Source organism: Streptomyces nanhaiensis (assembly GCF_046614825.1).
In the GTDB taxonomy this organism is placed as follows: domain Bacteria; phylum Actinomycetota; class Actinomycetes; order Streptomycetales; family Streptomycetaceae; genus Streptomyces; species Streptomyces radiopugnans.
Genome location: NZ_JBKJFM010000063.1, coordinates 1 through 12,141, shown reverse-complemented (window position 1 = coordinate 12,141; position 12,141 = coordinate 1). Strand labels below are relative to the sequence as shown.

Below are 12,141 nucleotides of genomic sequence, written 5' to 3'. Positions count from 1 at the left end.
CGGCCGTCCGGCGTACCGGCACCGGGGACGGTCCCGGTGCCGGCGCGGACGGCCGCGGCCGCCCGGTGCGGCCGGGCGGTGGAGAGGCGGGGGACGGACTGACCACCGCTCCGGCTCGTCACCGGCCGGCGGCACCGCTCGTGCCGGTGCCGCCGGTGGTGCGGATTGGAAGGCCCCCCGGTGCGGCCGCCGTCGACCAGACCGGACCGGGGGGCCGGCTTCACCCCTCTCGGGCGGCTACTCGTCGCCGAAGAGGTCCGCGTAGGTGGCCAGGGCGAGAGCGGCGTCCGCCTGGGCCCAGAAGCGGTGGTAGTTGAACGTCGGCGCCTGGCCGCCGTTCAGGTAGCTCTCCACCTTGTTGAACTGCGGATCGTCCTGGTAGAAGGAGCGGATCGACAGGAAGGTGGAGTCGGAGTCGATCCTGTCGCCGTTGGGCATGGTGCCGGTCCAGCCCGAGGGGACGTGCACCGGGTCGTCGAACCGCTCGAAGTCGGTGCGGGTCTCCTCGACGCTGATGCCCATGGCGTCCTGGTGGTGGTCCCACATGGCGTCCATCAGCGCCTTGGCGGTGGTCCTGGCCTCCTCGTCGCCGGACTTGGCGGCGTAGTACATCAGGGTCTTGGCCAGGGCCGCGGTGACACCGACGTCGGTGGTGTAGTCGCGGACCGTCACGTGCAGGTCCGAGTTGTCACCGGGGTTGGACGGGTTCCAGGTGTCGGGTTTCCCGGACCACTGGAGCGTCGACGGGATCTGGTAGTTGCCGTCGGGGTTGACGGTCACCTCGGACAGGACCCAGTCCACCCACTTGTCCAGGACCTCCTCGGCCGTGGCGTTGCCGGTCTCGTGGTAGAGCTCGGCCACGCGCTCCATCGACCAGACCTGCATGCCGAACCACTGGTTGGACGGCGGGTCGTGGTAGACGGGCTTCTCGTCGTAGAACATGCCGTAGAAGGTGGGGGTGCCGGCCGGCGGGGTGCCGTAGTCGCCCTCCCAGCTGTTGGTCGCACCGCCCGCGATGCCGCCCTCGTCGGACTGCAGCCAGCGGTAGAACTCGACCTGGCGCTGGAGGCTCTTCTCCCAGTCCGACACCGCGGTGGAGCCCTTGGGACGCAGCTCCGGGACGGTGGTCAGGGCGTGGGCCGTCATCGGGTTCTGGTAGCCGAAGTGGTTGTGGCTGCTGCCGATCCGCCAGGACCATCCGGCGCTGGTGTCGGTGGCGCCGCCCCAGGCGTAGTACCAGGACAGCAGGTAGTGTGCGCTGTCCTTGCCGGTGCCGGCGGGGCAGGACGTGGGACCGGTGCAGTTGCCGATCTTCTTGAAGTACTTGTCGAAGAAGGCGTAGCGCAGGTAGTCGCCCATCTTCGCGGCCTTGGACAGGGTCGCGGAGATCTCGGACTTCTTGCCCTGCTCCTCGGCCCACATCTCGGCCCAGTAGGCGGCCTGGATGGCGCGGGCGTCGGCGTCAGGGGCGTTGGTGAACTTCCACTGCTTGGCGTAGGAGCCGTCCTTCACGAACAGGTCCAGGTAGCCGTTCGGCCCGCCGAAGGTGAAGTCGTCGCAGGTGGGCTGCGGGACGGTCTCCCAGACCGACTCCTGCGAGCCGCGCTGGAAGGTGTTGATGTACGACGGCGCGTCCGACTCCGGTCCGCCCTGGCAGACGCTGCCGGGTGCGTTGCCGTAGCCGTAGACGTTGTCCACGTCCTGCAGCCAGTGCATGCCGTAGATGTCATCCGTGCCGTAGGCGCTGCGCAGCTCGGCCGCGATCGGGTCCCTGCCGACGGGGACGTTGCCGTCGATCGCCGACGGGTAGTCCTCCGGGGTCGGGTGCTCGGCCGCGTAGGTGGCGGGCTTGGAGGGGTCGTAGAAGCTGTTGGTCGGCTGGTCGGCCTTCGTGGGGATCATGTAGTCCTCCATGATCTGCCACGACTCGTTGAACGGGCCCCAGTCCTCGGTGACCTTGCCGTACATGGCCTGCAGCCAGATCAGGTAGCTGTACGCCTCGGAGGTCGTCTCGTGACCGTGGTCGGGGGCCTCGACCATCAGCGTCTCGACGGAGTGGTAGGGGATGCCCTCCGGCGAGAAGTACCCGTTGGCCGGGTCGAAGATCTTGTTGTAGAGCTCCAGGAAGCGGTCCTCGTACTCGCCCGCGTCACCGGAGTTGGACAGCTGGGTGACCGTCACCTCGGCCGCGTCGTGGCCGGGTGCGCTGACGGTGAAGGTCGCCGCTCCGGAGCCGGTGTCGTCGGCCGCGATGGTCACGTTCTGCGGGGTGTCCCAGTTGGAGGGGGTGAAGGTGAGCGAGGCGCCGTCCGCCACGGACAGTCCGCTGTTGCCGCCGGTGCGCGCCACCGTCGCCGTCACGTTCGCGGACGGCTGCTCGGAGAGCTTCACGGCGAACCGGGCGGTCTCCCCCTGGCGCACCCCGAGCTGGGCCGGGGTGACGACCACCGCGGGGCCGTCGGTCACCTCCACGCCGACGGGGGTGGACTCGGCCGACATCCCGTTGGAGTCGTGGGCGACGGCGTAGACCGAGTAGTTGCCGGCCGGGACGTCCTCCCAGTCGAAGGAGTAGGGGGCCGTGGTGTCGGTGCCCAGCAGCTCGGTGTCGCTGTAGAACTCGACCTTCTCCACGGTGGCCCCGGACTCCGTCGCCCGCGCGTCGGCGGCCAGCGCGATGGTGGCGCCCGCGGAGAAGACCGCGCCCGCTCGGGGACTGGTCAGAGTGGCGGTGGGGGCGGAGAGGTTGCCGCCGCAGCGGGTGCCGTTGACCGAGAAGGAGGTCGGGTCGGCGTTGGTGCCGCTGTAGCTGAAGTTGGCGCCGGCGGTGACGGCCGAGCCGGAGGCGATCCTCGTGTTGTAGGTCGGGCTCTTGACCGTGACGGTCCTGCCCGACTGCGACCACTGGCCGTTCCAGCCCTGCTGGAGCCTCTGGTTGCCGCTGTAGTCGTAGGTCAGGGTCCAGTCCTCGATGGCCTCGGAGCCCCGGTTGGTGATGGTGACGTTCGCGGTGAAGCCGGAGCCCCAGTCGTTCTTGGTGTAGTCGACGCTGCACTGGAGGGCCGCGGCCTGGGCCGTCCCGCTGAGCGCCGAGCTCATGCCCAGTGGCAGGGAGATCGCGGCGGTGGCCGCGACCAGCAGTTTCCTGGTCCTGCCTCTCGGGGGTCTCGGTGGCACCTCCGGTACCGGTAACACGCGCATGCGGGGTTCCCTCCTCGCGGCTCGGGGTGTGGGGAAGAGCAGCGCCCGAAGGCGCACGGGCTGAGGAACTGAAACCAGTGGGAGCGCTCCCAAGGGTCAAGGTGGACATGACACCTGTCAAGAGCCTGAACGAGATGACCCTGTCGAAGAAATTCGATCCGCCAATTACTGAACGCACTCTGGCCACAACCGGAAGTTGGCGCTACGTTCTCCTTCAACCAGTGGGAGCGCTTCCACAGTCGTGCGCCAGGGACGGCGCGTTCGACCGACCAGGAGCCGCTTCATGCACCCCCCACCGCGCCCCCGGGCGCTGACCAGCACCGCGGCGCCCGCCGCCGCCCTTCACCGCCGCACCGGACGGCCGGCCCTGCCCGGCTGCCCCTTCCCCCTCCCCCACCCCGGCACCGATCCCGGAGCACGCTCCGGGAGGCCGTGCCCGGAGGCGGGCGCGGAGCGGGGCCCCGCTCCGTACCACGACGGCGGTCGTTCCCCACCGCGACGGAAGGCCCCTACGCCCGGGTCCCGCACCCGTGACACGACCGCACCCCCCGAACGCGGAGCTGGGCTCCGTCGTCATCCGGAGAAACACCGGAAGGAAGAGGAAGAGATCGCATGACAGGCACCGTTAAGCCGGCGCGCAGGCGCCGGACGGCGTTACTCGCCGCCAGCGCGCTGATGGTCGGCGCGCTCGGCGCGGGTGGCATGATGCAGGGCACCGCCGTGGCGGCGCCCGCCTGCACCGTGGACTACAAGGTCGTCAACGACTGGGGCAACGGCTTCACCGCCTCGGTCACCGTGACCAACAACGCCACCTCCACGCTGAGCAACTGGAAGGTGGAGTGGGACTACGCGGGCAACCAGAAGGCCGGCTCGGGCTGGAACGCCACCGTGGCCCAGAGCGGCGCGCACGTGACCGTCACCGCCCCCTCGTGGAACTCCAGCCTGTCCTCGGGCGGCTCCGCGAACTTCGGCTTCAACGGTACGTACTCCGGGTCGAACCCGGCGCCCAGCACGTTCAAGCTGAACGGCACCACCTGCAACGTGGACAGCGGCGACCCCGGTGACCCCGGCGACCCGGGTGACCCGGGCGACCCCGGTGACCCCGGCGACCCCGGCGACCCCGGTGACCGCGTCGACAACCCGTACGCGGGCGCCAAGCTGTACGTGAACCCCGACTGGTCCGAGCAGGCCGCCGAGAACGGCGGCGCCGCGATCGCCGACCAGCCGACCGCCGTGTGGCTGGACCGCATCTCCGCCATCACCTCGGGCTCCGCCGGCGAGAACACCATGGGCCTGCGCGACCACCTCGACGAAGCGCTGGAGCAGGGCGCCGACGCTCTCCAGATGGTGACCTACAACCTGCCCGGCCGCGACTGCTCCGCCCTGGCCTCCCAGGGTGAGCTCGGTCCGGACGAGATCGACCGGTACAAGAACGAGTTCATCGACCCGATCGCGGCGATCCTGTCGGACCCGAAGTACGCCGACCTGCGCATCATCAACATCGTCGAGATCGACTCGCTGCCGAACCTGATCACCAACGTCGGCAGCCGCCCGACCGCCACCGCCAACTGCGACACCATGCTGGCGAACGGCAACTACGTCAAGGGCGTCGGCTACGCGCTGGCCAAGCTGGGCGCGATCCCGAACGTCTACAACTACATCGACATCGGCCACCACGGCTGGCTCGGCTGGGACGACAACTTCGCCCCCACCGCCAAGCTGCTCCACCAGGCCGCCACCTCCGAGGGCTCCACGGTCGACCACGTGGCCGGCTTCGCCGCCAACGTCGCCAACTACGGCGCCCTCAAGGAGCCGCACTTCACCATCGACGACTCGGTGAACGGCACCTCGGTCCGCCAGTCCAAGTGGGTCGACTGGAACCGCTACGTCGACGAGCAGTCCTACGCCCAGGCGTTCCGCGAGGAGGCGGTCAAGGCCGGCTTCCGCTCCGACGTCGGCGTGATCATCGACACCTCCCGCAACGGCTGGGGCGGCCCGAACCGGCCCAGCGCCCCCGCGGCCAAGACCAGCCTGGACGCCTTCGTCGACGGCAGCCGCGTCGACCGCCGGATCCACACCGGCAACTGGTGCAACCAGGCCGGCGCCGGCCTCGGTGAGCGGCCGAAGGCCGCGCCCGCTCCGGGCATCGACGCCTACGCGTGGATCAAGCCCCCGGGGGAGTCCGACGGCGCCAGCGAGGACATCCCGAACGACGAGGGCAAGAAGGCCGACCAGATGTGCGACCCGGACTACGGGGGCAACGCCCGCAACGGCAACAGCAAGTCCGGTGCCCTGCCCGACGCGCCGGTCTCCGGCCACTGGTTCCAGGCCCAGTTCGAGGAGCTGCTGCGCAACGCCTACCCGCCGGTCAACTGATCACCTGCTGATCGCGCGACAGCGGTAGGACGGCTCGAAAGGGGGCCGGTCGGTACGCCGGCCGGCCCCTTCGCCGTGTCCGCGGCACCCTCGGCGCTCGGCGTACGCGGGACCGGCGGGGGCGTCTAGGAGGAGGCGCGGCGGATCAGTTCGGTGGGCAGCACCCGGCTTGAGTGGTCCTCCCGGCCCGCCTTGCGGCCCTCGATCTGCTCCAGCAGCACCCGGGCCATCGACCGGCCCATCTCCTCCAGCGGCTGCCGCACGCTGGTCAGCGGCGGGTCCATGTGGCGGGCGACGGCCGAGTCGTCGAACCCGACCAGGGCCACGTCCTCGGGCACCCGGCGGCCCGACTCGCGCAGCACGGCGCGGGCGCCCGCGGCCATCACGTCGGAGGCGCAGAAGACGGCGTCCAGGTCGGGCCGCCGCGACAGCAGTTCCCGCATGGCGCGGCGGCCGCCCTCCTCGGTGAAGTCCCCGTCGGCGACCAGCCGTTCGTCCTGCTCCAGGCCCGCGGCGCGCAGCGCGTCGCGGTACCCGTGGAGGCGGCACTGGGCGACGTACATGTCCAGTGGCCCGGTGACGGTGGCCACCGCGCGCCGGCCGCGGCCGATCAGGTGCTCCACCGCGGCCTGGGCGCCGCCGGTGTTGTCGCAGTCCACGTACGGCACCGGCTCGTCACCGCTGCGGCGGCCGCTGAGGACCGCGGGCATCTCGATGCGCTCCAGCAGGTCGGGCAGGGGATCGTCGGCGTGCACGGACACCAGCAGCACACCGTCCACCCGGTGGGCGGTGACGTACTGGGCGAAGCGGTCGCGCTCCTTGGGGGTGCGGATCAGGGTCAGCAGCAGCTGCATGTCGGTGTCGGCGAGCTCGGTGCTGACGCCGCGGATGATACCGGAGAAGTACGGCTCGGCGAAAAGCCTGGTCTCGGCCTCGGGGATGACGAGCGCGATCGCGTCGGTGCTGCCCGCGGCCAGCGCCCGGGCGGCCCGGTTGGGCACGTAGCCCAGTTCGGCGATCGCCTGCTGGACGGCGGTGCGCGTCTGGTCGCTGACGTTGGCGGCGCCGTTGATCACCCGGGAGACGGTGCCGCGGCCCACCCCCGCGTAGGCGGCGACCTGCTCCAGAGTGGGCCTCTGGCCCCGCCTTCCGCTCACTGTCATGACCGCCTCCCCAGCGTGTACGGGCTCGACCGCAAGGGCCGGTCGGCCCTTGCACCAGTATCGATCAGCCACCGAAGCTAACAGCCGGATAACTGCGCCGGGTCAGTGTGTCCATTCCCTTGACACCCGCGCCAGGGACCCGCGACTCTTCAACTCATCACGTCTGGGAGCGCTCCCAAAGGACTTGACCCATACAGAAGCCACACGTTCCCACCCGAGCCGCAGCACCATCCGTCACCGCGGTCCCCCACACCCTTCCACGGCCGGGAGTGAAACGTCAGGGCGCTAGGAGGACGCAGTGCGCAAGACCCGCACCACCCGCCGGGCCGTGGCCGTCATGGCCGCCGCGGCCATCGGCGCCGGCCTGCTCGCCGGATGCGCGAGCGACGAGGACTCGGGCAACAAGGCCGGGGGAACCGACAGCGAGGGCAAGACCGTCATCACCGTCGGCCTCTTCGGGACCTTCGGCTTCAAGGAGGCCGGTCTCTACGAGGAGTACGAGAAGCTCAACCCGAAGGTCAAGATCGAGCAGACCGTCGTCGAGCGGAACGAGAACTACTACCCGCAGCTGCTCACCCGCCTCGCCAGCAACAGCGGTCTCGCCGACATCCAGGGCATCGAGGTGGCGAACATCGCCGAGGTCGTCCAGACCCAGGCGGACAAGTTCGTCGACCTGTCCAAGGCCGGCGGAGTCTCCAAGGACGACTACTTCGACTGGAAGTGGAACCAGGCCACCACCGCCGACGGCAAGACCATCGGCCTGGGCACCGACATCGGCCCGATGGCCATCTGCTACCGCAAGGACCACTTCAAGGCCGCCGGCCTGCCCACCGAGCGCGACGAGGTCGGGAAGCTGTGGGAGGGCGACTGGCAGAAGTACCTCGACACCGGCAAGAAGTTCACGGACGGCGCCCCCAAGGGCGTCAAGTGGGTCGACTCCGCCAGCGGCCTGTACAACGCGGCCATCTCCTCCAGCGCCACCCGCTACTACGACGAGCAGGGCGAGGTCGTCTACAAGACCAACCCCGACGTCAAGGAGGCCTGGGACGTCGCCGCGGAGGCCGCCTCCGAGGACATGACCGACAAGCACGAGCTGTTCACGGACTCGTGGAACAAGGCCATGAACAACGGCACCTTCGCCACGCTCTCCTGCCCCGCCTGGATGCTCGGCTACATCCAGGACAAGGGCGGCGAGAAGGCCAAGGGCAAGTGGGACGTCGCTCCCGCGCCCAAGGCCGGCAACTGGGGCGGCTCCTTCCTCGGGGTGCCCGAGAGCAGCAAGAACAAGGAGGAGGCGATCAAGCTCGCCGCCTGGCTGACCGCTCCCACCCAGCAGGCCAAGCTCTTCGCCGAGCGCGGCAGCTTCCCCAGCGCCCCGAAGTCGTACGAGACCCCCGAGGTCTCCGAGGCCACGCACGAGTACTTCTCGGACGCTCCCATCGGTGAGATCTTCTCCAAGGCGGCCGAGGGCATCCCGACCCAGGTGATCGGCCCGAAGGACCAGGTCATCCAGGAGAACATCACCCGCAGCGGCCTCCTCCAGATGGAGCGCAGCGGTCTGTCCTCCGGCAAGGCCTGGGAAGAGGCCGCCAAGGCAGTCGACAACGCCCTGGACGAGTGATCGACAAGTGACCACTACCGGTTCGCCGGTGTCCGCGCCCCCCGTCAAGCAGGGGGGCGCGGCCCCGCGCCACAAACACGTTCCCTCCTCCCGCGAGGACCGGCGGCGGGCACGCCGCAGCCGCTGGTACCAGCGGGACGTGAAGTGGAGTCCGTACGGCTTCATCGCCCCGTTCTTCCTGTTCTTCGGGGCCTTCAGCCTCTTCCCGCTGCTCTACACGGGCTGGGCGTCACTGCACAAGGTGTCGCTGACGGCCCCCACCGACATGGAGTGGGCCGGGCTGCACAACTTCACCCGGCTGCTGGAGGACGAGTTCTTCTGGAACGCCCTGCGCAACACCTTCAGCATCGGGATCATCTCCACCGTGCCCCAGCTGCTGATCGCGCTCGGGCTGGCCCACCTGCTGAACTACAAGCTGCGCGGTGCCACGTTCTACCGCGTGGCCATGCTGGCCCCGTACGCCACCTCGGTGGCCGCGGCGACCCTCGTCTTCGTCGTGCTCTTCGGCCGTGACTACGGCATGATCAACTGGTTCCTGGGATTCGTCGGAATCGACCCCGTCAACTGGCACGAGGGCATGACATCCCACCTCGCGATCTCCGCGATCGTGATCTGGCGCTGGACCGGCTACAACACCCTCATCTACCTCGCCGCCATGCAGGCGGTGCCCAAGGACCTGTACGAGTCGGCGGCGCTGGACGGCGCCTCGCGCTGGCAGCAGTTCGTCCACGTCACCATCCCCGCGCTGCGGCCGACGATCCTGTTCACGGTCGTCGTCTCGACGATCGGCGCGACACAGCTGTTCGGCGAGCCCCTGCTGTTCAACCCCGGCGGCGGCGCGAACGGCGGTCCGGCCCACCAGTACCAGACCCTGGGCCTGTACCTGTACGAGCAGGGCTGGGTCAACCTGCACCTGGGCCGGGCCTCGGCCATCGCCTGGATGATGTTCCTGATCCTGGTGCTGATCGCGCTGGTCAACTGGCTGATCTCGCGCGGCATGCAGAAGCGGGAGCTGGGCCGCAAGACCGCGAGGAGGCGCTCATGAGCGTGCTGGACTCCGACCGCGCGACGTCCCCGAGGACGGCGCCCGAGCCCGGCGGGACGGACCGCCGCACCGGCCGCGGCCGCGTGCGGGGGCGGGCCGGCGGCGCCGGCGGCACGCTGCACGGGGGCAAGCTGACGTACGCGGTGCTGATCCTCGTCACCGCGATCGCGCTCTTCCCGCTGTTCTGGACCGCCGTCGCGGCCTCCCGCAACAACACCCGGCTCGCGGAGATGCCGCCGCCCTTCTGGTTCGGCGGCAACCTCTTCAAGAACCTGGGGATCGCCTGGACCGACGCCAACATGGGCCTGGCGCTGCTCAACACCACCATCGTCGCCGGGTCCATCGCGATCGGCACCGTGCTGTTCGGGACGATCGCCGGATTCGCGTTCGCCAAACTGCGGTTCCGCTTCCGGAACCTGCTGCTGATGCTGACGATCGGCACCATGATGGTGCCGCCGCAGCTCAGCGTGGTACCGCTGTTCATGGCGATCGCGGAGCTGGAGTGGACCAACCAGCTCCAGGCCGTCATCCTGCCGACCTTCGTCAGCGCCTTCGGCGTGTTCTTCATGCGGCAGTACCTGCTGGAGGCTCTGCCGACCGAGCTGATCGAGGCCGCGCGGGTGGACGGCGCCAGCAGTCTGCGCATCGTGTGGCACGTGGTCTTCCCCGCGGCCCGGCCCGCGATGGCCGTGCTCGGCATGCTGACCTTCGTGATGGCCTGGAACGACTTCTTCTGGCCGATCATCGCGCTGACCCAGCAGAACCCGACCGTCCAGGTCGCCCTGACCGGTCTGGGCCGCGGCTACATACCCGACCAGTCGGTGATCATGGCCGGCGCGCTGCTGGGGACCCTGCCGCTGCTGCTGATCCTGACCGTCTTCGGCAAGCAGATCGTCGGCGGCATCATGCAGGGGGCGGTCAAGGGCTGACCGGCAGCCCTTTCCCGCTTCTCAGCCCCCCACGTCATCCCCCTTCCGTACAACCTTCGATGGGAGCGCTCCCATATGAGCCAATCCTCCTTCCCCGCCAACTTCCTGTTCGGCTCGGCCACCTCCGCCTACCAGATCGAGGGCGCGGCCGACGAGGACGGCCGCACACCGTCCATCTGGGACACCTTCTGCCGCACCCCCGGCAAGGTGCTCGGAGGCGACACAGGCGACGTCGCCGTGGACCACTACCACCGCTGGCGCGACGACGTGCAGCTCATGGCGGACCTCAACCTCAACGCCTACCGCTTCTCCATCTCCTGGTCCCGCGTCCAGCCCACCGGCCGCGGTCCCGCCGTCCAGCGCGGCCTGGACTTCTACCGCTCGCTGGTGGACGAGCTGCTGGCCAAGGGCATCACCCCCTGGATCACGCTGTACCACTGGGACCTGCCGCAGGAGCTGGAGGACGCCGGCGGCTGGCCGGAGCGCGCCACCGCCGAGCGGTTCGCGGAGTACGCCTCCCTGGTCGCCGGCGCGCTCGGCGACCGCGTGGAGCGCTGGACCACCCTCAACGAGCCCTGGTGCTCGGCCTACCTCGGCTACGGCTCGGGCGTCCACGCCCCCGGCCGCACCGACCACGCCGACGTGCTGCGCGCCGCCCACCACCTCAACCTCGCCCACGGACTGGGCACCCAGGCTCTGCGCGCCGCCCTGCCCGGCCGCGCGCAGATCGGCGTCAGCATCAACCCGGCCGCCGTCCGGGCCCTCACCGACGACCCCGACGACCTGGACGCCAGGCGGCGCATCGACGCCCTGGCCAACCGGATCTTCGACGGCCCGATGCTGCGGGGGGTCTACGACGAGGACCTGATCCAGGACACCTCGCGCCTGACGGACTGGAGCTTCGTCAAGGACGGCGACCTGGCGGACATCCACCAGCCGCTGGACGCGCTGGGCATCAACTACTACACCCCCACCCTGGTCTCGGCCTCCGCCGACCGGAAGCTGCCGCGCCGGGACGGGCACGGCGGCGGCGAGCAGTCCCCCTGGCCGGCCGCGGAGGACATCGCCTTCCACCAGACCCCGGGCGAGACCACCGACATGGGCTGGACGATCGACCCGACCGGTCTGCACGACCTGCTCATGCACTACCACCGCGAGACCGGCGGCATCCCGCTCTACATCACCGAGAACGGCATGGCCTGCGACGACAAGCCGTCCCCCGACGGCACCGTCCACGACCCCGACCGCATCGCCTACCTCCACAGCCACCTGGAAACCGTCCGGCGGGCGATCGCCGACGGCGCCGACGTGCGCGGCTACTTCCTGTGGTCCCTGCTGGACAACTTCGAGTGGGCGTACGGCTACAGCAAGCGGTTCGGCACGGTGTACGTGGACTTCGAGTCCCTGGCCCGCATCCCCAAGTCCAGCGCCCGGTGGTACGCCGAGGTCGCCCGGACCGGCGAGCTGCCCGCGCCCCGGGCGCTGGACGCCGTGGGGGACCCGGTGGCCGACTGAGGTCCCCGGCGGCCGGGCGGTCTGACCGGAGGGCCTGACCGGGGCGGACCGGCCGGTGCGGACCGGACCGAGTGGACCGGGCGGGGCGCAGCGGGTGTGGGGGTGGAGACCGCTGCGCCCCGCCTGTCGTGGGGGGTGGCTGGTTCATGCGGGCCGGGGCCCCGCTCGGCCGGTGAAGGCCGGCGGGGACCGGGCCGGGAGTCAGCGGGGAGGCGGCGTGGCTGCCTGCCGCGCTCCGTCCGCCGCGGCGGACGGGTGCGCGGTCGCCGCGGCGGACGGTGCGGGGCCCGGCTC

The 12,141-nt window shown here is 70.2% G+C and carries 7 protein-coding genes; 5 read left to right on the top strand and 2 right to left on the bottom strand.

Annotated features, from left to right (window positions below):
* Window positions 1-237 precede the first annotated feature (237 nt).
* Window positions 238-3,198 (bottom strand): glycoside hydrolase family 48 protein, encoded by a 2,961-nt coding sequence (locus tag ACLIYP_RS15665; RefSeq protein WP_412713745.1) that lies wholly within the window; start codon window positions 3,196-3,198, stop codon window positions 238-240.
* A gap of 612 nt (window positions 3,199-3,810) precedes the next feature.
* Here ACLIYP_RS15665 and ACLIYP_RS15660 point away from each other — a divergent pair.
* Window positions 3,811-5,574 (top strand): glycoside hydrolase family 6 protein, encoded by a 1,764-nt coding sequence (locus ACLIYP_RS15660; RefSeq protein WP_412713744.1) that lies wholly within the window; start codon window positions 3,811-3,813, stop codon window positions 5,572-5,574.
* Between the two features lie 125 nt (window positions 5,575-5,699).
* Here ACLIYP_RS15660 and ACLIYP_RS15655 read toward each other — a convergent pair whose 3' ends face one another.
* Window positions 5,700-6,737: a LacI family DNA-binding transcriptional regulator gene (locus ACLIYP_RS15655; RefSeq protein WP_412713743.1), complete on the bottom strand. Its 1,038-nt coding sequence runs from the start codon at window positions 6,735-6,737 to the stop codon at window positions 5,700-5,702.
* A 337-nt stretch (window positions 6,738-7,074) separates the two neighbouring features.
* Between ACLIYP_RS15655 and ACLIYP_RS15650 the strand changes: the two genes are divergently transcribed.
* The 4 genes from ACLIYP_RS15650 to ACLIYP_RS15635 all read left to right on the top strand — a co-directional run bounded on the left by ACLIYP_RS15650 (window position 7,075) and on the right by ACLIYP_RS15635 (window position 11,847).
* Window positions 7,075-8,358 carry an ABC transporter substrate-binding protein gene (locus ACLIYP_RS15650; RefSeq protein ID WP_412713755.1) on the top strand — a complete coding sequence of 428 codons (1,284 nt, stop codon included), beginning with the start codon at window positions 7,075-7,077 and terminating at the stop codon, window positions 8,356-8,358.
* Window positions 8,359-8,386: 28 nt separating this feature from the next.
* Entirely contained in the window at window positions 8,387-9,403 is a 1,017-nt protein-coding gene (locus tag ACLIYP_RS15645) for a carbohydrate ABC transporter permease (protein ID WP_410538437.1), read from the top strand.
* Window positions 9,400-10,332 (top strand): carbohydrate ABC transporter permease, encoded by a 933-nt coding sequence (locus ACLIYP_RS15640; RefSeq protein WP_412713742.1) that lies wholly within the window; start codon window positions 9,400-9,402, stop codon window positions 10,330-10,332. The genes ACLIYP_RS15645 and ACLIYP_RS15640 overlap by 4 nt, the downstream gene beginning before the upstream one ends.
* 75 nt (window positions 10,333-10,407) lie before the next feature.
* Window positions 10,408-11,847 (top strand): GH1 family beta-glucosidase, encoded by a 1,440-nt coding sequence (locus ACLIYP_RS15635; protein ID WP_412713741.1) that lies wholly within the window; start codon window positions 10,408-10,410, stop codon window positions 11,845-11,847.
* The last annotated feature ends 294 nt before the right edge of the window (window positions 11,848-12,141 follow it).